Source organism: Sodalis sp. C49 (assembly GCF_046352915.1).
Taxonomy (GTDB): domain Bacteria; phylum Pseudomonadota; class Gammaproteobacteria; order Enterobacterales; family Enterobacteriaceae; genus Acerihabitans.
The window spans coordinates 5,389,631-5,412,979 of the sequence record NZ_CP163303.1; the positions used below are offsets into that span (position 1 = coordinate 5,389,631).

Consider the following 23,349-nt stretch of genomic DNA (forward strand, 5'->3'; position numbering starts at 1 on the left):
CTACCTTGCATGCTGTAGCAGTTTAATAACAAAAGCATCAATTTGGTGGATATCGTTGCCGATTTTTGTATTATCATTTTGCATAGTAGCTTGTTTTATATGTTGTTCCAGGGTTTCACATAACACCTTGCCCGGAACCAGGTTCAGCATGGCAAAGACGCCTTTGAGGCGGTGCGCGGTCTGGGCCAGAGCGCTCAGGTCGCCGCTCTCGGCTTCAGTATACAGCCTCTTGACGTCATCGGGTACTGTATCGACGAATAGCGGAAAATAGCCGCTCGAAAAGAGCTGTTCCAGGGCCGCGTTCTCCTGGTTCCCAGGCGTCGTATCCATGTCCCTGCCGCTATCCGCCTGGGCCAGCCTCAGCTCCATCAATTGTAGCATTGCGTCCAGCAGCGGACTGCTCAGATTATAATTAACCCGCAGACGGTACGGCGAAAGCGAGGTAATCGCCGGTTCGCCGCCGTGCAGCAAAATGGCGAAATCCTCCAGGCGATTGCTATCGTCGGTCAGCAGCAGGTCATGATCCTGGACCAGATGGTGCTCATCGGGATACAGACATTTCCCTCCCCACTGGGTCACCATGGCGTTGACGATGGCGCGGACTTCCTCATTGGCGATATCCAGCAGTACCTGCGTATCCTCCAGGATCTTTTCCTGTTCATCCGCGTCCTCGCCGCCGGCCGCCGGCGGCAGCTGCAGCCTGACCCGGTAGCGGGTGCCGATATCGGCCTTGCTATGGATATCCAGGCCGCCGCCCAGCTGTTTACACAGCTTCGAGCACAGGAACCAGGTCAGGGCCGACCCGCGCTGGTAATGATCTTCGCGCGCCCGGCTGACAAAGGGCTGGTGCAGGTTCGCCAGCTCTTCGGCGCTGATGCCGCTGCCGGTATCGCTGATGGTGCACAGCAAGATATCGGGGCGGGACGGGTCCTGATCCACGGATAAGACGATTTTGCCGTACTGTGTGCTGATAATGCTGTAATCCAGCAGCAGCGAAATGATTTTTTTCACCGCCAGCGCGTCGCCCCAGTGCCGCTGGTTTAAAGGCAAATGGTAGTGGTGATACAGGGTCAGCCCTTTTTGCGCCACGGCGGGCAAACGCTCCACCAACAGGGCGTCGATAAGTTCCGCCAGCGAAAAGTCCGCCGGATTCGGCTGCCAGTCCTTAATTTCCAGCGCCGTCAGCAGGCGCAGGTTATCAAACAGCGCGGCCAGGCGCGAGGACTCGCATTTCAGGCCCGCCAGGCAGCGCTTGCGATCCTCGTCGGTCGCGGCGTGCGCCAGGGCATCGGTTAATTCATTTATCACCATCAGCGGGCGGCTTAACTCATCCTGGAAGTTGGTGAGAATGGCGCGCCGCGCCTGGTGGTTTTTCGCCAGCTCCTGCTGCGCCTGCTGCAGCCTTTTATTCACCAGCACTTCTTTATCGTGATCCAGCAGCTGGAACAGATAGGTCTCCGGGGAAAGCTGGCTTTTGAACATGCGGATTTCATACACTTCGTTATTGACCGTCGCCTGGATGATGCCCTGGTGGCTTTCGGCCAGGTTGGCGATTTTTTGCAGGCTGAGATGGGGCAGCAGATGATCGCCGATCTTATTGCTGGCGACCAGGGTGTTATCGCTGAAATTGTACACCAGCAGCCCCAGGGGCAGATTGGCTATCACTTCCTCGCTCAGGATACGGTGGGATTTCAAATCGTGCGCCATATTCGCGCGCGGGCGCAGGAAATGCTGGCGCACCAGGTAAACGCCCAGCAACGAGAGGGCGATCATCAGCAGCTCAATGGCAACCGGCCAGATATTATTGCGCAGCAGATCCAGGATCAGGCCGCCCAGCGGCACGCGGTACACCAGATTCAGCGGCGCATTGCTAAACCGGGCGGTGATGGCGAGCGCCGACCCGGTTATCACGCTGGTTGCCGGCTGCGCGTTGTCCGGCTCGTCTTCCTCGTCGCCATTGGCCGCGCCGGCGCCGACCAGGGAGAAATTGGCCCGCGCCATGTTCAGCGGGATCACATCGCTGACCGGCAGATCGAAGGCGACGATGGTGGCCAGATGCCCCGGCTGGTTGATGATGATCCGGTGAGTAAAGTAGTAGTCGTTCTGGAAACGGTATTTGCGCAGCGGCGAAAAACTTTCGCGTTCATCAAGGATATTAGCCTGCTGCAGCATTTCGGCCCGACGGGATTTTACCAGGGCGCTGATAAAGCTGTCTTCGAAACGCGGCGCGATATCCCGCAGCGGCTGCGTGGAAATCAGCGTCAGGCTGTTGTCGACGCCGTTGAGATAAAATAAAGAGTAGTTATTGCTCTCGCCGCCCCACAGCACGTCCAGGTAATCCGACATCTTCACCGCCGTGGCCAGGGTGGCGCTTTCATGGGCGCCAAAGATCAGTCCGTCGGTTTTTCGATGGGGTTTTTCAATGTAGAACACATCGGGACGCAGGCGGGTTTCGTGAATATTCCCAAGCGTCATGTCGACCGGGCCGGTACCGGTGGATTGCTCATAGAGGCGATCCGCCACGAAACGGTAGGTATCGATGCGTTTTTGCAGCGCCACGGTGATGGTGGTCATGCTGTGCTTTTTTTCAATGATATAGGCATTAACGGCATGCAGGCCAAACAGCCATAACGACAGCAGCAATAATAAAATAAACACCACCAGGCCGCGGGTGAGCGCGGCCGGTGTCAGGGTCAGGTTCTTGATTTGCATATTTTTTTTATCACCGGCTTTCTTTATCGGGTCACCCGGCGCGCGCTCAGGGTAACCACCAGAAGTAACAATGCGACGCAGCCGAACGCGGTGAACAGGCTGGTCAAATGGGCAATAAAGCCGATCAGCGCCGGGCCGGCCAGGATACCGGCGTAACCGACGCCGGAAATGGCCGCCAGGGCAAGATTAGGCGGCATATCCGTTTGGGTGCCCACGACGCTGAACAGTAGCGGCACCAGGTTGGCGGCGCCCAGTCCCACCAGCATAAAACCCAGCAGCGTCACCAGCGGTTGATCGATGAAAATGGCCAGCCACAGCCCGGCGGAAGCGCACAGACTGCCGGCCGCCAGGGTGCGGAACCGGCCGATGGCGTTGATAAGCCGATCGCCGTTCAGGCGCCCAACGGTCATGGCGATGGAGAACAAAACATAGCCCAGGCCGCCCATGGCGCTGTCAAGCCCGCGCTCGACGGTCAGGAACAAGGCGCTCCAGTCCAGCATCGCGCCTTCGGCCAGGAACAGGATAAAACAGAGCAGTCCGATAAACAGCACTTTACCGCGCGGGCGCACGAACAGCGGGCCGGGATCGTTTTCCTGCGGTTGCGCCAGCAGGTCTCCCGCGGCGTACAGCAGCAAGGCCACGATCGCCAGGTCGGCGACGGCAATCGACCAGAACGGCGTACATCCAAGCCACAGCAGAATACTGACCAGACCGGCGCCGGCAATGCCGCCGATGCTGAAAAAACCGTGAAATCCCGACATCATGGCCCGGCCGCTGGCTTTTTCCACCGTCACCGCCTGGATATTCATGCTGATGTCCATGGCGCCGAGCGCCGCGCCGAACAGCAACAGGGCGACGCCAAGGGATACCGGGGCGGGCGCCAGCGCCAGGGCCGGCAGCGTCAGGCAAAGCAATACCCCGGCGCCGGTAATCATCCGCCGGCAGCCGAGTCTGGCGGCCAGCGGCGCCGCCAGGGGCATGGCCAGCAGCGAACCGATGCCCAGGCACAGCAGCAGCATGCCGAGGGCGGCGTCATCAATATCCAGGCGCAGCTTGGCGAAGGGAACCAGCGGCGCCCAGGCCGACATGCCGAAGCCGGCGATAAAAAAAACGATCCGCGTGGCGATACGTACCGGCAGGCCGATGTGCTGCTGCGTATTGTAAGTCGTGGTCATGAAGCTTTCCGCATATCCTGCCTGGAATTAAAGAGTAAAGCGGCGCCGTTATGCACGGCCGCCGCCGCTGTCGCCGCCCCGACGCTCAAGCCACAGCGCGATCACCTGTACGATATAGTCTTGTTGCGCGGCGCTCAGCGCCTGTCCTTTCGCAATGCCGTGCCATTTTTCCAGGCATCCCCGGCAGCAGGTGGCGGTGGCGTGCTGGGCGACAAATACCGGATGCGCCACGCCAGGGCGTTTGCTTGCCGTCTTTGGCCGGGAGCGCCGGCGCCAGCCGGGCGGCGATAAAATCACGCGCATGGGCAAGCACCACCGCCATACCTTTATTATGCAGGTAGGTAAGGTCTTTTTCATTCAGCCGGAATGTTGACCGGAAAGCGGAGCGCTGTAAGCGCTCCCAAAGGATGTCGAAATTCTGATCTTGTCCCATGGTGCCCCTTGCTGTCCTGCGGTGTGGCCGTAAATCCCCGGTATCCGGGAAAATGACGGCATAAAGTGTAGCATGCCCAGCGCCGGATAACGAAGTACGCCTTGCAAGGCGGGGCCGGCTGAGGCGGCGGGGACGCGTGCCCGGGCAGGGTACGCCGGTGGGGGTCGCGGTAAAAATAAATGATTTTTAATGTGATCAATATCGTATTTTTTTATATTCCTTTTCATGTTAGAGCGGATGAATAATAAATTACCCGATAATTAAATTGATGTTTATAAAAAGAACTTTAGGTGAAAATGATGTCGGGCGGCAATAACGATTTATTTTCTAACATTTATTAATAAATGTTAATATTTTCACGATACGCCAAAAAAAAGCCGGTCTTCTAACCGGCGAGGGAAAAAACATCAGTGATGAGAGTAACAATGAAAATTAATGATGATAGCGTAGTTAATATTAGTTAAAAATAAATTCATTTTTTGCCACAACGTGCTATTAATGACTGATAATTTTATCATATTGATATTTATGGATAAAATAAATTCCTTGCCAACATTTTCATCTGGGGGACACCGCCGGACGACGGGTGGAAATGGGATAAGTTCCCTTGGGGAAACATGACTAAATATAAAGCTTGCATTTTGAAACATTGTAAGCCACTTGGTATCATTTTATCGCTAGTATAAAAATGCATTTAACGCAAAATGAAATGGCTTATCGAGGCGTAATAAATCCTGTAAGCACCCAAAACAATGGTGGCCAAAGATAATAAATAACTGAGGATAAAAGAATGAAACTTCACGCTCTCTCCCTGCTCATACCCGCATTGCTGGCCGCCGGTTCGGCCGGCGCGGCAGAAATCTACAATAAAGACGGCAATAAACTGGATCTGTACGGCTCACTGCATGGTTTACACTACTTTTCCGATAATGATGGCAACGACGGCGACAAAACCTACACCCGTATCGGCTTCAAAGGCGAAACGCAGATCAACGACCAGCTCACCGGCTACGGCCAGTGGGAATACGAAATCAAGGCCAACAATACCGAGGGCAGCGATTCTACCGACGGCGACCACACCCGCTATGGTTTCGCCGGGGTGAAATTCGGCGACTACGGCTCGTTCGACTATGGCCGTAATGACGGCGTGCTGTACGATGTCGCCGCCTTTACCGATTTGCAGCCTGAGTTTGACGGTTCCACCTACGGCGCCGATCAATTTATGTTCCAGCGCACCAGCGGCGTGGCGACCTATCGCAATAACAACTTCTTTGGCCTGGTGGATGGCCTGAAATTCGCCCTGCAGTATCAGGGCAAGAATGCCGACCCGGAAGAATCGGCAAACGGGCGCGATGTATTGGGACAAAACGGCGAAGGCTACGGCATGTCCCTAAGCTACGATCTCGGCATGGGCGTCAGCGCCGCGGGGGCCTTTTTTAACTCGAAGCGTACCGACGACCAGAACGGCGCGCGCAACTACAATACCATTATGGGACGCGGGGACCACGCGGAAGGCTACTCGGGCGGGTTGAAATACGATGCCAACCAGGTTTACGTGGCGGTCATGTTTACCCAGTCGTATAACGCGGCGCCTTTCGGTTCCAGCGACTCAAGCGTGTACGGCTACGCCAACAAGGCGCAAAGCTTCGAAGCCTACGCGGATTATAAGTTTGATTTCGGACTGGTGCCGTTCGTGGGCTATAACCAGACCCGGGGCAAGGATCTTGGCCGCGCCGGCGACAACAATACCTATCAAAACGAAGATTTGGTGAAGTTTGTCGACCTGGGCGCCAGTTATTACTTTAATAAAAATATGTCCACCTATGTTGATTACAAGATCAATTTGATGGACGACAATAACTTTACCGATGCCGCCGGCATTAATACCGACGATGTGGTGGCGGTAGGCCTGGTGTATCAATTCTAAGCAGCGTGCGGGAAAGGGGGCGGGCGCGCCTTTTCCCGTTATTGGGCATTATTCCGACAGTTGAATTAAATAAATCATAAACAACACGCATTGGTCTCAATGTGAAAAACAGAGATATAGAAATATATTAGCTCGATAATAAAATAATTTAATTTCTTTTTGCGCGCTGTTTGATTCGAACACAAAAAATATGATATTATTTTAACTATTTGATATTTAACGAATTAAAAATTAATTTTAAAAATATTTATCCCGTATTGGTCAATAAATAAAAACCCACTCTCATTTATCCTCTATTTATATTGCTGCTTTAATATCCATTTCCTGTGGTTGAATAGCAAAATTCGATTAGGTATTATCGCGGCTCATGTCAAAATCCATTTTTTTAGCGGATCATTTTTTCCTGCCGAAAACAGGATTATTTATCTGGCAGTGCTGCAATAATTTTATACACCGAGGATATTATAATGAAACTACGTCTTAATTATGCCCTGATGCCGGCATTAGTTTTTACCGGCGCGGCGGGCGCAGCCGAGATCTACAATCGGGACGGTCAGAAGCTGCATTTAAACGGTACTTTGGCTGGAGTGCATTATTTTAAAAATAATAGTTCCGATAGTGATGAATCATATATGCGCTTCGGTTTTCGCGGTGAAACCCAGGTCAACGATCTGCTTACCGGTTATGCCGAATGGCAATACCAGGCGCAACTGGCCCGGGGTGAAAAGGACGAATCACGGGACAGCACCACCCGTTTGGGTTTCGTGGGGCTGAAGTACGGCGATTATGGCTCGTTCGATTACGGTCGCAACTGGGGCGTCCTGTACGATGTACTTTCCTACACCGATAAGCTGCCGGAGTTTGGCGGCTTTTTCCAGGCCGACGGTTATCTCGCCCAGCGGGCGAGCAACCTGGCCACCTACCGTAATACGGGCTTCTTCGGCCTGGTGGACGGGCTTGACGTCGCGCTGCAATACCAGGGCGCCAACGCCGCCGGCAAAAAGAAAGGCGAGGGCCGCGGCCGCGGCGCGGCCAACGGCAATGGTTATGGCATGTCCCTGGGTTATGATTTGGGCCGGGGTTTAAGCGCCGCCGGCGCGTTCAGCAGCGCCAGCCGCACCGAAGGCCAGAGGAAACTGACATATGGCGGCGGCGACGGCAGGGTTAACGCCTATTCGGGTGCACTCAAATATGACGACAAAAACCTCTACCTGGCGGTGATGTATACCCAAAGCTATAATCTGGTGCGGTTCGGCGAATTCAAGGATGATAAAAAAGTCAGCGGCTTTGCGCATAAGGCGCAAACTCTGGAAATGGTGGCGCAGTATATGTTTGATTTCGGTCTTACGCCGTCGCTGGCCTATCTCTGGACCACGGGGCGCAATATTGAAAAATACGGGCGCCAGGATCTGCAAAAGTTTATCGATATCGGCGCCACCTATAATTTCAACAAGAATTTGGCGACCCATATTGATTATAAAATCAACCTGCTGGGCGGCAATACCTTTACTCAGGAAGCTGAAATTCATCGGGGGAATATCGTTGCGGCGGGGCTGACGTATCAGTTCTGAGCAAGGCTGGGTTGGCAACGCCCGCCGGAGCGGCGGCAGGACGGCAGGCTGCCTGTCCTGCCCGCGTTCCGCCTGTGGGCGGACTCAGGGGCGCTGAGGCCCGCCATGGCCAGGCGCTAACGGTGCCGCTGGCGAATCAGCGATTTCTTCCGCGTATCTTTAACTGCCATAACCAATGAAAATATCGCAATGCCGAGCAATACGGCGATGAGAATCAAATTCTGCATTGTCTTTGCCCTCTATTACACTTACAAAAAGCGATTTTGCGGGAATTTACCCTGGGCCGCCATCAGAGCATTCTGTATAACAGCTGAAAAAACAACAACAATACTGTTTCGCTTCCACTATTCTACATAGATGGCGCGGCTGATTCCGGATTACCTGCCCGTGCCTGCCTGCCCCCTCGGGGATCGGTTATCACTTGCCCATCATGGCTTAAGGGAAATGATTTATGACATTATCTGCATTATTTCGTCATGCGGCGTTAGGCGCGGCCGCCGTGCTGGCGCTGTCGGTCACCGCTTTTTCCGTCCAGGCCGCCCAGGCGCCGGCCAAAGTGACCTTTGTCCAGGAATGGCCGGTGGCGGACGGCTTTTGGATCCCCTGGACGCTGGGTAAAGCCAAGGGTTTTTATCTGGAAGAGGGGATTGACCTGAATATCGTCGCGCCGCCCACGGTGGCCGATACCATGAAATTTCTCGGCACCGGCCGTGCCGACGTGGCGTTTACCACGGTGATGGACATCATTTTCGCCAAGGAGCAAGGCGCCCCGGTCATCGCCATCGGCCGTTACGGCAGCGGCAATAACTGGGGGATTTTTACGCCGCAGGGTAAGCCGGTAACCGTCGCTGAACTGAAGGGTAAAAAAATCGGCATCTATAATGACGCCTGGACCAAGGCGCAGCTGTCGCTGATGTTGAAAAGCGCCGGCATGACGCTTGACGACGTGCAGATGGTTGCCGCCGCGGATGATACCGTGCCGCTGCTGCTGCAAAACCGGGTGGACGCCACCACCGGCATCACCAACGCCGAAGGGACGGAAATAGCCGTCACCACCGGCAAAAAGCCGGAGTACCTGGCGGCTACGGCGCACGGCGTGCCCGATACGCCGATCTTTATGTTCGCCGGCAACCAGCAGTGGCTTAATAAGAATCCGCAGCTGGCCAAGGCCTTTATGCGTGCCACCGCCAAAAGCATCCGTTATGCCATCGAGCACCCCGACGAAGGCACGGCGGCTTTTGCCGCCCAGTACAGTAAAGCCTATGATCCCGCCTTCGTGAAACAGCAGTGGCAGGACACCATGGCGATACTGGGCAAACCGGGCAAGGACCAGCTCAGGCTGGACGATAGCGCCTGGAGCGCGCTGCTGGGCGCCGTTACCAGCCTTGGCATTGTCAAGCAGACGCTGCCCGCCGCTCAGTACTATACCAACGACTACCTGCCGCAGGAATAAGCCGGCTTCGGCGAGGCAACCCCGTCGCGCGGCGCGTCCCCGCCGGCGGTTTTGGCCAGCGCCCGCTCGATGCGCTCCGTCCCCAGCGCAAAGGGCAGCCGCGCGGCGTTGTCCGCCGAAATTTTCACCCCCAGCGCAATCTGTTTAATGCGCTGGTCAATCGCGTCGGTGATGCCCAGCTGCCGCAGGGTGAGCGGCGTGGAAAACAGCGTCAGCAACTGCAATAAATGGGCCTGCGCCGCCAGGCTGTCCGGCCGGTCGTCGTCCAGATAGGACTGTACCACCAGCCCGAATCCCACCAGTTCGCCATGCAAAAATCCGTGCAGATCGGGATGGTAGGTCATGCTGTTGTGCACGGCGTGGGCGACGCCGATACGGGGAATTTCATCGCGCATGCTGTTGGCCATGCCGGCCAGGGCAATCACCCCGTCCAATACCCGGGCCAGCACCGGCGTGGCCAGGCCGGCCTCATTATCGGCCAGCGCCTGCGCGCCCGACTGCTCAAATATATCCAGCGCCAGTTTTGCCGCCTGCGCCTTGAGCACCAGCGACAGGCTGCTGTCGTCCCGGCGCAGGTAAGGCTCGAACTCATACCATTTGGCCAGAGCGTCCACAATACCGGCCTTCAGGTAGCGCACCGGCGTGGCGGCGATAATCGCGCTGTCCACCAGCACCCATTCCGGGGTGCGCTGCAACGGCATGGAGTTCAGATGGCCGCCGGCCTCGGTGTATAGCACCGAAATCGGCGACCAGGCGGCGCATGTGGCGGCAATGGTGGGCACGGTGATAAGCGGCAGTTGTCCGCAGGATTCGGCGATACCCTTGGCCGTGTCCAGCACTTTACCGCCGCCGACGCCGATAACCAGCCTGATGTCCTGCGCCTGCGCCTGGGCGCTGAAGGCGGCGATAGTGGCGCGGGTACATTCGCCCTGTAAAAAATAGCGCTGGAAACCGATGCCGTGGGCGCTGAAGCTGGCTTCCAGCGCCGGCTGCGTTGCCTGCCAGGCGCGCGGGCTGGTAATGATCATCACCCGTTCGCGCGTTATTGGCGCGACGTAGTCGCCGATGCGGTTAATCAGTCCGGCTTCGTTAAGGTAATTCTGGGGTGCTTTAACCACAATCACGATATGTCTCTCCTTGCCAGCCGGCCCGGCCGGCCTGGGTTTATAGGGCGGATGCCCCGCGCTATTTCTGCATGCCCCAGCGCTTGACGGTGACGCGCTCGAGGGTGGTGAAAATCAGGCCTTCCACCAGTAAGCCGATAATGATCACCGAAATCAGCCCGGCAAAAACCCGATCGGTAAAGAGTTCGTTGCGGTTCTGGAAAATATACCAGCCCAGCCCGCCCTTGCCGCTCGACGCGCCGAACACCAGCTCGGCGGCAATCAGGGTGCGCCAGGCAAAAGCCCAGCCGATTTTCAGGCCGGACAGAATCGAGGGCAGGGCGGCGGGAATCAGGATATGCCAGACGTAGCGCAGGCCGCGCAGTCCGTAATTGCGGCCGGTCATGCGCAGCGTATCGGAGACCCCGAGGAAACCGGTATAGGTATTCACCGCCATCGGCCACATCACTGAATGCACCAGCACGAAAATCAGGCTGTTTTCCCCCAGGCCGAACCACAGCAGCGCCAGCGGCAGCAGCGCGATGGCGGGCAAAGGATTAAACATCGAGGTCAGGGTGCTTAATATATCCCGGCCGAGACGGGTCGATACCGCCAGGGAGCTTAACGCCAGCGCAAGCAGGGTGCCGATGGCGTAGCCCTTGATCAGGGTGCCCAGCGACAGGCCGATCTTGGCCGGCAGTTCGCCGCTGGCCATATCCTGGGTAAAGGCGGTAAAGGTCTGGATAAAGCCGGGCAGCAGCAGATCGTTGTTTTGCCACCGGGCGGCGATTTCCCATAGCGCTATCAGCACCAGCAGGATGGCCGTTTTGCGCAGCCAGGTAAGATTCCACAGCCGTGTCGACCAGGGCAGCGGCGTAGCCAGGCTCAGTTCGGCTATCGGCGGCAGATCCCGCTGATATTCGGGGCGTATCGGAGGATTTTTGGTCATGGCAACGCTTCCTGACGGTATGGCTTAGGGCTAAAAATGATCATCGCGCGCCGCCGACCACTTTAAACCGTGGTTTGTCCGCGACCGCGCGATCGGTCTGGGACGCCGCCGGATCGCTGAATAACAGGTCGTGGATGCGGCGCGCGGCCTGCTGGAAATCGCTGCCGCCGAAGTCGTTGATGCCGAACTGATGGCTGTTCATCTCCGCGCGCACCCGTCCTGGATGGGGCGACAGCAGCAGGATGCGGCTGCCGACCACCAGCGCTTCCTCAATGGAATGGGTAACGAACAGCAGGGTAAAGCGCACCTCTTCCCACAGCGCCAGCAATTCCTCCTGCATTTTGCGCCTGGTCAGGGCGTCGAGGGCGGCGAAAGGTTCGTCCATCAGCAGTACCTTCGGCTCCATCGCCAGCGCCCGGGCGATGGCGACCCGTTGTTTCATGCCGCCGGACAGGGTATGGGGATAAGCATCGGCAAACGCCGTCAGCCCCACCTTGTCGAGAAAATACCCGGCGCGTTCATGGGCTTCGGGCCGCCGGGCCTTGCCGCTCGCCAGCAGCGGGAACATGACGTTTTCCAGCACGGTTTTCCAGGGCGGCAGCTGATCGAACTCCTGAAACACCATTAGCCGGTCCGGCCCGGGCTGCGTGACGCGTTCGCCGTCCAGCAGAATGCTGCCGCCGACCGCGGGCAAAAAACCCCCCACGGCTTTCAGCAGGCTCGATTTGCCGCAGCCCGACGGCCCCAGCAACACAAAACGATCGGCCGGGAAGACATCAAAACTGACATCATGGGTGGCCCGCACCACGCGCTGGCGCGTGCGGTATTCCAGGTTCAAAGCGCCTACCCGCAACAGCGGCGCGTTATCCGGAGCCTGCTGGATATGTAATGTCATGGTGCGTTTTCCTTTTAACCGGAAGCCCGGATTCAACTGCCGGGCAGGGCGTAGGCTTCGGGGAAGAAGTAATCCTTCCACGAGCCGGCGCTGTTTTTCAGGATGCCGAGTTCATGCAGTTTTTCAGCGTAGACAAAGGTTTTCTGCGGCGCGATGGTAAAGTCATTTTCCGGATCGTTGACAATTTTCTCGATAAGCTCCAGCGGCAGATGGGATTGCTCTACGCGAATATAGGTCTTGGCCGCCGCGTTTTTATCGGCTTTGATGATCTGCTCCGCCTCGGCCAGGGCGTCAAAAAACGCCTTATAGGTTTTCGGGTTTTCGTCATGGAATTTTTCGGTGGCGTACAGCAGGTTAAACGTGCCTTTGCCGCCCAGCACATCGTAGGAGCTCAGTATTTTGTGGATATTGGCATGTTCCAGCGCCTGGTACTGAAACGGCGGGCTGGAAAAATGCGCGGTAATTTCCGCGCCGCCCGAGATAAGCGCGCTGGTCGCGTCGGGATGCGGCAGGCTCAGGGTAATGCTGTCGTATTTTTTATATTCCGCGTTGCCGAACAGGCGCGCGGTTTCAATTTGCAGGGTGCGGGATTGAAACCCTACCCCGGCGGCGGGGACGGCGATCCGGTCTTTATCGCTCAGGTCGCTGACGCTTTTCACCGCCGGATTATTGCTCAGCAGGTAATTGGGCATCGAGCCGAGAGCGGCCACCGCCTTGACATTCTGTTTGCCGCGGGTGCGGTCCCAAACGGTCAGCGCCGGCGGCACCCCGGCGGAGGCCACGTCCAGCGCGCCGGTCAGCAACGCTTCGTTCATCGCCGTGGCGCCGGAAATGCTGTGCCAGTCCACTTTGATATCCAGGCCCTGCTCTTTGCCGTGCTTTTCAATCAGCTGCTGGTCGCGCACCACATCAAGGATCAGATAGCCGATGCCGAACTGCTGCGCGATGCTGATGGTGCCTTCCGCCCGCGCCGGGACGCTGCCCAGGAAAATACCGCAGGCGGCAATGATGCCGATACCTTTGAACAAAACATTCATTAATGTTATCCCAGAATAGAGAAGAAAATGATTCCCGCCATCATAAAGTGATGCGGTGATAATTGTTAAATCGTTTTTTGGAATAAATTAGAAGCAGATGTTTATGCGTTATTTAACTTTGCTTAGTGCATTAATGGCAATAAACGATAATAACCTAAAGTCATTTTACGTCTATCGATAGTTAATTGTTGTCTTTGGGTGGAAAGTTCTTCGGCGATATAGTGGCGGCAACGATTAAGCATGATGTTCATGGCAATAAACAGGGCGCCGTGCAACGCCAGGAGAATATAACGTGCCGCTTTTCCAGCATTCCTTTTTGCGCGACTATGTCGCCGCCCGGCTGACGGATATCAAGGTCGCGCCTGACGTGGCCGCCATGGTGGCGGATAATCTGGTGGACGCCTGCCTGAAAGGGCATGACTCCCACGGCGTGACCATGTTGCCGCGCTATATCGCCGCCATCGCCGAAGGCGGACTGCATCCCGATGCCCGCGCCACCGTCACCCTTGACGCGGGCGCCGTGCTGTCTTTCAACGGCGGCCAGGGGTTCGGCCAGGTGGTGGGGCGCCAGGCCATGGATGCCGGCATATGGCGCGCCGGGGAATACGGTGTCGCGGTTATCGGCCTGGCCGACGCCCACCATCTGGGACGCATCGGCGCCTGGGCGGAACAGGCGGCGCAGGCCGGGCTGGTCTCCATCCACTTTGCCAATGTCAACAGCCGTTCGCCGGTGATGCCCTGGCAGGGGGTGCAGCCGCGCCTGGGCACCAACCCGTTTTGCGTCGGCATTCCGGTGGCGGGGGGGCATCCGCTGATCCTGGATTTCGCCACCAGCATTATCGCCGGCAATAAGGCGCGGCTGGCCTGGAACGCCGGCCAGCCATTGGCGCCGGGATGCATCGTCGATGATAAAGGGCAGCCCGCCGTCGACCCGCGCTGGCTGATGACCGAGCCTTTCGGCGCGCTGCTGCCGTTCGGCCAGCATAAAGGGTCGGGCCTGTCGGTGGTTTGCTCGCTCCTCGGCGCGGCGCTGACCGGCGGCATGACCGAGCGCCATGACAACCGGGATAAGCAGCGCATCCTCAACAGCATGCTGTCGATCGTTATCGACCCGGAAAAACTGGGCGGCGCCGACAGCTATCGCCGGGAAATCGCCGGCTTGCTCGATTGGGTGCGCAGCTCCCGCGACGACAACGCCTTATTATTGCCCGGCGACGCCGAGCAGGAAAAATATCAACAACGCCTCAGCCAGGGCCTATTTATCGATGAGACCAGCTGGCGGCAACTGGCGGCGCTGGCAACCCCCAGCGCCGCGACACTCTGATTGTTCATTCTCGCTCTCAATCCAGGAAAAATATTATGCATCTGGCCCGTTTTCCCCGTCTGACCCTGGGGCAGTTTCCCACCCCGTTGGAAGCCTTGCCCAATTTAAGCCGCTACCTCGGCGGTCCGACCCTGTATATCAAACGCGACGATAACACTGGCCTGGCGAGCGGCGGCAACAAAACGCGCAAACTGGAATTCCTGCTGGCCGACGCGGTACGCCAGGAGGCCGATGTGGTGATAACCCAGGGGGCGACCCAATCCAATCATGTCCGCCAGACCATTGCCGGCGCCGCCAAACTTGGCCTGAAAACGCAGGTTCTGCTGGAAACGCGGGTGGACCGGTTCGGCGAAGATTACCAACGCTCCGGCAATATCCTGCTGGATAACCTGCTTGGCGGCGCCATCGTAGAACATCTGCCGGCCGGCACCGATATGCAGGCGGCCATGGAACGGCTGGCCGACACCCTGCGCGCCCAGGGCCACCGGCCGTACGTCATCCCGGGCGGCGGCTCCAATCCCATCGGCGCGCTGGGCTACGCGGCCTGCGCCGAGGAACTGCTTTACCAGTCAAGCCAACAGCGGCTGCGCATTGATCATATCGTCCACGCCACCGGCAGCACCGGCACCCAGGCGGGCCTGGTCAGCGGGCTGGAAGCCAGCAACAGCGGCATTCCTGTGCTGGGCATCAGCGTGCGCGCCCCCAAGGCCAAACAGGAAGAAAATGTCTATGCGCTGGCCTCCCGCACCTGGCAATTGCTTGGCGCGCGCGGCGAACTGCCCCGCGATCGCATCAAGGTCAACAGCGATTATGTGGGGGAAGGGTACGGCCTGCCCACCGACGGTACCCTGGAAGCCCTGCGCCTGCTGGCGCAGCTCGAGGGCATCTTGCTCGACCCGGTCTATACCGGCAAGGGTATGGCGGGGTTGATCGACCTGATTCGCCAGGGGCAGTTCAAGCCGGGTGAGAATGTGGTCTTTATCCATACCGGCGGCTCGGCGGGACTGTTCGGCTATCGCCAATTGCTGGAGCAGTCGCAGCAATGAGCCGTTTCCTGCTGGGGATCCTGGGGGGGATGGGGCCGCTGGCCACCGTCGACCTGATGCAGAAAATCATCGAGGAAACCCCCGCGCACAGCGATCAGCAGCATGCGCCGGTGGTGGCCTGGAACGTACCGCAAGTCGCCGACCGGCAGCAGGCGCTGGCCGGCACCGGTCCGTCGCCGCTGCCGCAGCTACTGCACGGCGTGCGCCGGCTCAACGGCGCCGGCGCCAGCCATATCCTTATCGCCTGCAATACCGCCCACCACTGGTATGGCGAGCTGGCGGCGGCCAGCCGTGCGCCGCTGCTGCATATTGCCGACGCCACGCTGGACAGCCTGCGTCCGGAGCGGGGCGAACGGATAGGGCTCATCGCCACGCAGGGCACGCTGGACGCCGGCTGGTTCCAGCAGCGCATCGCCGCGCTGGGCGGCGAAACGCTGACGCCGCTGCCGCAGGAGATGCGGGAATGGTTTGTGCCCGGCTGCTATGCGGTAAAACGCGGCGATCTGCGCGGCGGCGGCGAGCTATTGTCTCGTCTTGCGCAGGCGCTGGCGGCGCGTGGCGCCGCACGCTTGATCCTGGCCTGCACCGAGGTGCCGCCGGCCTTTGCGGCCATCGACTCACCCTGGCGGTCGGTAAGCGTTGACCCGACCCGGGCGCTGGCCCGGGCCGCCGTCCGGCATTGGCTGGCGTACCGCGACGGCGCCTGATTGACTTAGCGGCTAAAGGCAAAAGCTTAGAAAAATTTTTGCTTTAGCCGCCGCACGCGCCGCGTCGTCGCCGGGTGATAATGTCCGGCCAAAAAAGATAAAATTTAACCTACTGTTAAGCCTGTCTTTTTATTATTTTCCCGCGTTAAAGTGTTACCGCGTTTTTCCTTAGTATAAAAAACTATAAGTTACCGTTTTTTCTTATTTGTCCCTTTAGCTATTACTCGGTATGAATATAGCCATATTAAAGATAAAGGAGGGGCGTCGCGTGAACTTTCAGCAACTACGTATTATTCGGGAATCCGCCCGGTGCAATTATAACCTGACTGACGTGGCCAGTATGTTATTTACCTCCCAGTCCGGCGTCAGCCGCCATATTCGTGAACTGGAAGAAGAGCTGGGCGTGGAAATTTTTATCCGCCGCGGTAAACGTTTAATCGGCATGACGGAACCGGGTAAAGCCCTGCTGGTAGTGGCGGAACGTATATTAAGCGACGCCAATAATATTCGGCGCATCGCCGATGTTTTTGCCAATAATGATTCAGGCGAACTTTCCATTGTTACCACCCATACCCAGGCGCGCTACAGCCTGCCGGCGGTGATCAAGGAGTTTCGCGCGCTGTATCCGCGCGTGCGCCTGGTGCTGAACCAGGGCAGCCCGGAGGAGATTGTTTCCATGCTGCAATCCGGCGAAGCGGACGTGGGCATCGCCAGTGAAAAGCTGATGGGCGAAGATCAACTGGCGGCGTTTCCTTATTACAGCTGGCACCATACGGTACTGGTACCGGAAGGCCACCCGCTGACGCAGGCGGGTGACATAACGCTGGAAACCCTCAGCGAATATCCGCTGGTTACCTACCGGCGCGGCATCACCGGCCGCTCCAGGCTGGACGTGGCTTTTCAGGCCGCGGGGCTGAAGCCGGAGGTGGTGCTCAGCGCCCAGGATTCCGATGTTATCAAAACTTATGTCGAGCTGGGACTCGGCGTCGGCCTGCTGGCGGACATGTCCTACAATCGCGAGCGCGATACCGGACTGGTCAGCCTCAACGCCGAGCATCTGTTCGAAGCCAGCACCGTATGGTTGGGGGTAAAACGCGGCCAACTGCAGCGCAAATATGCCTGGCGCTTTATCCAGCTTTGCAACCCCCAGCTGTCCCTGACCGAAATCGAGGAACAGGTGCTTTCGCCTCACGCTCTCGAGACCGCGCTGGATTATCAAATCTAACCCCGGGCGCACCGCCCGGCCCGTCAACGTCGCGCAAAGGTGTTGAGGGAAGTGCGTGCCTATGGGGCGAATGGGGCATGGTTTTCCCGCCCGCCCGAGTCACCGTCGCGCAAGTTCAGTGTTTCGGCCGGTAATGATCTGGTGATCTTGTCAGCTGGCTGCTGTGTGTAGCACGCAATGACATAGAGAGATAAACCTTTTTTCTGAATGTAAATCTGCAGCGGCCAGCCTTGGCCGGGGGGGCGCTTGCGAGTTGCGCTTGCGTGTTTATGCTACTGCGGCGAAGGGGCGTGTGGCGAGGTTTATGTTGCCGCGGCGAAGGCTTCGTTTGTGGCGTGTGGCGAGGTTTATGTTGCCGCGGCGAAGGCTTCGTTTGTGGCGTGTGGCGAGGTTTATGCTGCTGCGGCGAAGGCTTCGTTTGTGGCGTGTGGCGAGGTTTATGTTGCCGCGGTGAGGGTTTCGCTTGCCGTGCGTTCGGCGGTTATATGGAATGCTGGGCGCCGGCAAGCGACAAAGAGGCCGTACCGCGACGGCCTCCTTGACCTCCGCGCGTCCGGCAGATCGTGCGCCGCTGCGCGGTGCCCGACATCACCCATCCCGGCTTTTGGACCGCCCGATATGCGCTCCCGGCGCAATCCGGGCTTTCGCCGCTCCCGGCGGCTCATCCAGCCGTGATGCGCGCCGCCGGCGCACTCTATGCCGGCACCAGGTCAACACCATCGCCTGTGAGTAAAATAGCGTTTTTGGGTTTCTTGCGGCATGTACTTACCGGGAAAAATATCAGCATCCATTTTGGGCTAACGTCTGCAGTCTGATGGCTAAAAGCCAAAAGCCAAAAGCTAAAAGCTAAAAGCTAAAAGCTAAAAGCTAAAAGCTAAAAGCTAAAAGCGTCATGCTTACTGTTAAAACTTAACGCTAAATGATGTATGCCTTACTGCGTGACTGCATACCTGTATGCCTGTATGACTTGCTTTTCGCTGTGCCAGCCGCACTCCATACCCGTTGTATCCCCTAACGGTCACTCATATGCCGATGCCAGACCCTGTCCCAAGCAACAGCGCCGCTGTTGCTTCATAATATGCAGTGCGAAAGCGACATGTGGACCGGCATAAAGCGCGCTGACGGCGCCTATGCCCCCGGCATGAGCCGCCGGGAGCGGCGAAAGGCCCGGTTGCGCCGGGAGCGCATAACGGGCCGGTGCATAACGGGGGCACAGGCGGCGGAAGGCATCGCGCAGCGACGCGCGACCTGCCGGGCGCGCGGAGGTCAAGGAGGCCGTCGCGGTACGGCCTCTTTGTCGCTTGCCGGCGCCCGGCATTCCATATAACCGCCGAACGCACGGCAAGCGAAACCCCCGCCGAGGTAACATAAACCTCACCGCCGCAACAACATAAACCTTACCGCCGCGGCAACATAAACCTCACCGCCGCGGCAACATAAACCTTACCACCGCGGCAACATAAACCTTACCGCCGCGGCAACATACACCTCACCGCCGCGACCTAACCCATCCACGGCCGCATAAGCGCGCCAGAACTGCGATCGCCGCATCTACCCACGACAAGTTATAGGAAATGCACGTCTATCTATAAGGTTAAATCAGTCGCGGCTTTCCCACCCGGCCGGGGCCCCATGGCATGCCCTCCCTCGCCGGGTTCAAAGCAGACGTGTTAAAGAGGGAACGTGCCGCCAGCCCGGCGTTAATCCACCGAAGCCGCTTGCGCGCTGGTTTGCGTCACTAGCAGCGCGGACAGCGCCTCATCGGCCAAACGCGCGAAATAGGCCGCCGCCGGATAAATCACCTGCTCGTCGGGATTAAACCGCGGATGGTGCAGACCGAATTCGCTGGCCGAACCGATGCTGACAAAGGTCCCCGGCACCTGCTGCAGATACAGGGAAAAATCCTCGCCTCCCATTTGCAGCTCCGCTTCCTGGACCTGATAACCGGCGTCGGCGGCCACCCGCTGGCTGAAATCCGCCCAGAAAGGCGTATTCACCACCGCCGGCGGCCCCGGATACCACGACAGTGACGCCTCCGCGCCCATGGCGCTGGCCACCCCGTCAATCACCCGGGTCAGAATATCCGGCACTTTCTCACGCACCTTCACATTATGCGTACGCACTGTGCCTTCCAGCTCCACCGTTTGCGGCAGCACGTTCCAGGTATTGCCGCCCTGAATACGCGTCACGCTCACCACCAGCGATTCCAGCGAGCTGAAATTCCGGCTCGGCAGGGTTTGCAGCGCGTTCACAATCTGGCTGGCGGTCACGATGGTATCAATACCCTGCTCGGGTTTGGCCGCATGGGCGCCCTTGCCGGTCACCGTAATCTGGAAACGGTCGATATGGGCATAAAACGCGCCGCGCCGGGTGGCAAAGGTGCCCACCGGCAGCTCGGGCGCGTTATGCATGCCGAATACCGCCGACACGTTCTCCAGCGCGCCGGCGTCAATCAAATGGCAGGCGCCGTTGAAATTTTCTTCCGCGGGCTGGAACAATATCCGCACCGTGCCCGGCAGGGTGGCTTCGCGCGCTTTTAATAACAACGCCGCCCCCAGCATCACCGAAGTATGGACGTCATGGCCGCAGGCGTGCATAACGCCTTCGTGGCGCGAACTGAACGGTACGCCGGAAACTTCATCGATAGGCAGCGCGTCGATGTCCGCGCGCAGGGCGATCAGGGGAAAGGGTTGTTTGCCGATTTCGGCCACCACGCCGGTCTTCAGCGCTAACGGTAAAATCCGGATGCCGGCCTCCGTCAGCCAACGGGTGATCCTTTCCGTTGTGGCGAATTCCTGGTTGGACAATTCGGGATAGGCGTGCAGTTCGCGTCGACAGCTAATCAATTTTTCAGCAATATTGCCAGACATAGGGTATGACCCTTTTGTGAGATAATGAATATCGGATAAAAAATTATCTTAGCGGTTAATGTTAAATTGCAGTAAATACTGTTCGGTTATATTACATAGCCATCGGGTCTGATGGCAGGAAGGGGGCCGCCGCCGCCCCCTTTATTCTGCATGCTGAGCCGGGCGTTACTCGTCTTTAGGGAAATCCGCGCCGCGGGTGACGTCTGCCCAGCCATCAAAATCCCGCTGCAGGAGTTTGATTTTTTTATGGGCGTTTTCGAGCGCGGGGTTGCCCAGCAGTAAACGCAACGGCGGCTGCTTGGCTTCCACCGCCTTGACGATGGCCTTGACGGCGCGCACCGGATCGCCCGGCTGCTTGCCGCTGTTATCGCGACTGACGCGGGCGCGCGCATGCGCGGTTTCGGCATAGTCGGCGATGGTCTGCGGCGCCTCATTGGCCGAACGGCCGGCCCAGTCGGTGCGAAACGGCCCCGGCTCGACGATCAGCACCTTAATGCCCAAGGGTTCCACTTCCTGCGCCAGCGACTCGGACAAGGCTTCCACCGCGAATTTCGTGGCGTGGTAAAAACTCAGCGAGGGGAAGGTGGTAATGCCGCCGATGGAGGAGATATTGACCACGGTGCCGCTGCGCTGCTTGCGCATGGCCGGCAGCACGGCACGGGTCATGGCGGTCAGGCCCCAGACGTTGATATCGAACATGCGGCGCACATCGTCCATATCACTCTCTTCGAACGAACCGAAATAACCGATGCCGGCGTTGTTCACCAGCACATCGATACGGCCGAACTTTTCCAGCGCGGCGCTCACGGCGGCGTCCACCTGTTCCTGGCGCGTGACGTCCAGGGTTAAGACCAGCGCATGATCCTCATGGCCGGCGATCAGATCGTTGACCTGGTCCGGATTACGCGCGGTAACGACCGTCGGATAACCCAAAGACAGGGTATGGCCGGCCAGTTCCCGGCCGAAACCCGTGGAGCAGCCGGTAATAAACCATACTGGTTTTTCGTGTTGCGTCATCATTATTCTCCAGATTGTTCAGGATAAGAGCCTCGTTACACGCAGGCGGCAAAGCGGCTGGTTAGCATAGTGTAATACCCCGGCCCGGGTTGCAACCGACGGATGATGCTGACCGGGGGGAAACGGCGCCCCGCCATGCCGCGTCGGCGCCATAAATAACCGTTCAGTCCATGTCATTACCGGATAATGACGGATTTGTAATGGTGCTGTTAATCAATAAAGCAACATCCGCTAAATCATGGCGGAATAATGTAATGCAGCTATCATTTATCGGTCGTTTCATTATTTAGCCTTGTTTTCCCGCCGGCGGTCCGCCAATAAAATTTATCCATATCCCGGTAAAATATTTTTTTAAAACTAAAAAAAAGTGCTGAAAAAAAACCTAATCTCAAGTTTCTGTGAGGTTAATCACGCCAAATGCTAAAAGGCGATAATATACTCCGCGTCAAATAGAAACGGTATTTCAATTTAAATGAATTTTTGTTTCTTTTTGTGATCATCAAAGTTGCGCTCTCAATATTCACTTCATTTCTCTGGGATGGTAAAAGATGAGGATAATAAAAAACTTACGTTGGTATATGATCGGAATGGTGATGCTGGCCACCGTGCTTAACTATCTGGCGCGCAATTCGCTGGCAGTGGCGGCGCCGACCATCATGCAAGAGATGCATTTTACCGTGCAGCAATATTCCTATATCGACGCCATATTCAAAGGTTGCTACACCCTGACGCAACCCGTGGCGGGCTACATCCTGGACCTGCTGGGCACCAAGTTGGGCTATCTGCTGTTCGCCATTGCCTGGGCGGTGCTGAATATGGCCCACGCCTTCGCCGGCAGCTGGGTGGCGCTGGGTATCCTGCGCGGCGCGCTGGGCATGGCGGAAGCCGCGGTGATCCCGGCGGGCCTCAAAGCCTCGTCCGAATGGTTTCCGGCCAGGGAACGTCCTGTCGCCGTGGGCTGGTTCAACGCCGGCGCCGCTGTCGGCGGCGTACTGGCGCCGCCGCTGGTGGCCTGGGCGATTATGGTGCACAGCTGGAACTTCGCGTTTTTGTTAACCGGCGGGGTGAGTTTAATCTGGGCGGTGGGTTGGTACAAATTATATAATACCCCGGATAAACATAAAAATATCTCCTCTGAAGAACGCGAATATATCTATGCCGGACAGGAATCCCGCCATCACAGCAGCAATACACAAAAAGTACCGGTAAGCCAATTACTCAAGGATAGCCAATTCTGGGGTATCGCTATTCCGCGCTTTTTAGCCGAGCCGGCCTGGGGCACGATTAATGCCTGGGTACCGTTATTTTTATGGAAAGTCTATGGCTTTGATTTAAAGCATATCGCCATGTTTGCCTGGATGCCGCTGCTGTTTGCCGATGTGGGCTGTATCCTCGGCGGCTATATGCCGGGCTTTTTCCAGAAACATTTCGGCGTTACGCTTATCGTGTCGCGCAAGCTGGTGGTGACCGTCGGCGCGCTGTGCATGATTGGCCCCGGGCTTATCGGTTTATATCACAGCCCGTATTTCGCCATCGCCATGCTGTGCTTCGGCGGTTTTGCCCATCAGACGCTTTCCGGCGCGCTGATTACGCTGTCCTCGGATCTCTTCGGCCGCAATGAAGTCGCCACCGCCAACGGCCTGACCGGCATGATAGGCTGGGGCGGTTCGACCTTGTTTACCCTGGTGGTCGGCGCGCTGGTGGGCATTATCGGCTTCTCGCCGCTGTTCCTGATGCTGTCGATATTCGAAATTACGGCGATGATTATCGTCTGGACCGTGGTAAAAGGGCGTCCCGATAAAACGGCGCTGCAGCCAACGCCTGTGGTCTAGCGGTATAACGACAATCACTATGCCGGGACGGACCTACGTCCCTGTAGCGAAAGATGACGTCCCGCGCCGCAGT

The 23,349-nt window shown here is 57.6% G+C and carries 16 protein-coding genes and 1 pseudogene; 8 read left to right on the forward strand and 9 right to left on the reverse strand.

What is annotated here, in order from left to right; all coding sequences use genetic code 11:
- From rcsD to ABUK12_RS24445, 3 genes and pseudogenes are all read right to left on the reverse strand, one after another.
- Window positions 1–2,712 carry a phosphotransferase RcsD gene (gene rcsD / locus ABUK12_RS24435; RefSeq protein WP_410014238.1) on the reverse strand — a complete coding sequence of 904 codons (2,712 nt, stop codon included), beginning with the start codon at window positions 2,710–2,712 and terminating at the stop codon, window positions 1–3.
- 23 nt (window positions 2,713–2,735) lie between these two features.
- Complete coding sequence (locus ABUK12_RS24440) at window positions 2,736–3,887, reverse strand: MFS transporter (RefSeq protein ID WP_410014239.1); 1,152 nt, start codon at window positions 3,885–3,887, stop codon at window positions 2,736–2,738.
- 48 nt (window positions 3,888–3,935) lie between these two features.
- A pseudogene (locus tag ABUK12_RS24445) lies at window positions 3,936–4,320 on the reverse strand (DUF4186 domain-containing protein).
- 790 nt (window positions 4,321–5,110) lie between these two features.
- Between ABUK12_RS24445 and ompC the strand changes: the two are divergent.
- The 3 genes from ompC to ABUK12_RS24460 all read left to right on the forward strand — a co-directional run bounded on the left by ompC (window position 5,111) and on the right by ABUK12_RS24460 (window position 9,271).
- The gene (gene ompC, locus ABUK12_RS24450) at window positions 5,111–6,247 is read left to right on the forward strand and encodes a porin OmpC (RefSeq protein ID WP_410014240.1); all 1,137 of its coding nucleotides are present in this window, start codon (window positions 5,111–5,113) and stop codon (window positions 6,245–6,247) included.
- Window positions 6,248–6,714: 467 nt separating this feature from the next.
- Complete coding sequence (locus tag ABUK12_RS24455) at window positions 6,715–7,818, forward strand: porin (protein WP_410014241.1); 1,104 nt, start codon at window positions 6,715–6,717, stop codon at window positions 7,816–7,818.
- A gap of 451 nt (window positions 7,819–8,269) precedes the next feature.
- Window positions 8,270–9,271, forward strand: coding sequence for an ABC transporter substrate-binding protein (locus ABUK12_RS24460; RefSeq protein ID WP_410014242.1), 1,002 nt, complete (start codon window positions 8,270–8,272; stop codon window positions 9,269–9,271).
- Here ABUK12_RS24460 and ABUK12_RS24465 read toward each other — a convergent pair.
- From ABUK12_RS24465 to ABUK12_RS24480, 4 genes are all read right to left on the reverse strand, one after another.
- Window positions 9,253–10,395, reverse strand: coding sequence for an iron-containing alcohol dehydrogenase family protein (locus ABUK12_RS24465; protein WP_410014243.1), 1,143 nt, complete (start codon window positions 10,393–10,395; stop codon window positions 9,253–9,255). The two genes, ABUK12_RS24460 and ABUK12_RS24465, sit on opposite strands and share 19 nt — an antisense overlap.
- Window positions 10,396–10,456: 61 nt before the next feature.
- Window positions 10,457–11,323 (reverse strand): ABC transporter permease, encoded by an 867-nt coding sequence (locus ABUK12_RS24470; RefSeq protein ID WP_410014244.1) that lies wholly within the window; start codon window positions 11,321–11,323, stop codon window positions 10,457–10,459.
- Window positions 11,324–11,363: 40 nt separating this feature from the next.
- Window positions 11,364–12,218 carry an ABC transporter ATP-binding protein gene (locus ABUK12_RS24475; protein WP_410014245.1) on the reverse strand — a complete coding sequence of 285 codons (855 nt, stop codon included), beginning with the start codon at window positions 12,216–12,218 and terminating at the stop codon, window positions 11,364–11,366.
- 32 nt (window positions 12,219–12,250) lie between these two features.
- On the reverse strand, window positions 12,251–13,255 hold the full coding sequence (locus ABUK12_RS24480; RefSeq protein ID WP_410014246.1) for an ABC transporter substrate-binding protein: 1,005 nt from the start codon (window positions 13,253–13,255) through the stop codon (window positions 12,251–12,253).
- 292 nt (window positions 13,256–13,547) lie between these two features.
- Between ABUK12_RS24480 and ABUK12_RS24485 the strand changes: the two genes are divergently transcribed.
- The 4 genes from ABUK12_RS24485 to cbl all read left to right on the forward strand — a co-directional run bounded on the left by ABUK12_RS24485 (window position 13,548) and on the right by cbl (window position 17,557).
- A complete protein-coding gene (locus tag ABUK12_RS24485; protein ID WP_410014247.1) occupies window positions 13,548–14,579 on the forward strand; it encodes a malate/lactate/ureidoglycolate dehydrogenase in 1,032 nt (343 codons plus the stop codon).
- 35 nt (window positions 14,580–14,614) lie between these two features.
- Window positions 14,615–15,625 carry a D-cysteine desulfhydrase gene (locus tag ABUK12_RS24490; protein WP_410014248.1) on the forward strand — a complete coding sequence of 337 codons (1,011 nt, stop codon included), beginning with the start codon at window positions 14,615–14,617 and terminating at the stop codon, window positions 15,623–15,625.
- A complete protein-coding gene (locus ABUK12_RS24495; RefSeq protein ID WP_410014249.1) occupies window positions 15,622–16,332 on the forward strand; it encodes an aspartate/glutamate racemase family protein in 711 nt (236 codons plus the stop codon). The genes ABUK12_RS24490 and ABUK12_RS24495 overlap by 4 nt, the downstream gene beginning before the upstream one ends.
- Before the next feature lie 268 nt (window positions 16,333–16,600).
- Window positions 16,601–17,557: an HTH-type transcriptional regulator Cbl gene (gene cbl / locus ABUK12_RS24500; protein ID WP_410014250.1), complete on the forward strand. Its 957-nt coding sequence runs from the start codon at window positions 16,601–16,603 to the stop codon at window positions 17,555–17,557.
- 1,700 nt (window positions 17,558–19,257) lie between these two features.
- On the opposite strand, the gene ABUK12_RS24505 is transcribed toward cbl, so the two are convergent.
- Entirely contained in the window at window positions 19,258–20,427 is a 1,170-nt protein-coding gene (locus ABUK12_RS24505) for an amidohydrolase (protein WP_410014251.1), read from the reverse strand.
- Between the two features lie 165 nt (window positions 20,428–20,592).
- Window positions 20,593–21,447, reverse strand: a complete 855-nt coding sequence (locus ABUK12_RS24510) for an oxidoreductase (protein WP_410014252.1) — start codon at window positions 21,445–21,447, stop codon at window positions 20,593–20,595.
- 545 nt (window positions 21,448–21,992) lie between these two features.
- Between ABUK12_RS24510 and ABUK12_RS24515 the strand changes: the two genes are divergently transcribed.
- Window positions 21,993–23,276, forward strand: coding sequence for an MFS transporter (locus tag ABUK12_RS24515; RefSeq protein WP_410014253.1), 1,284 nt, complete (start codon window positions 21,993–21,995; stop codon window positions 23,274–23,276).
- The last annotated feature ends 73 nt before the right edge of the window (window positions 23,277–23,349 follow it).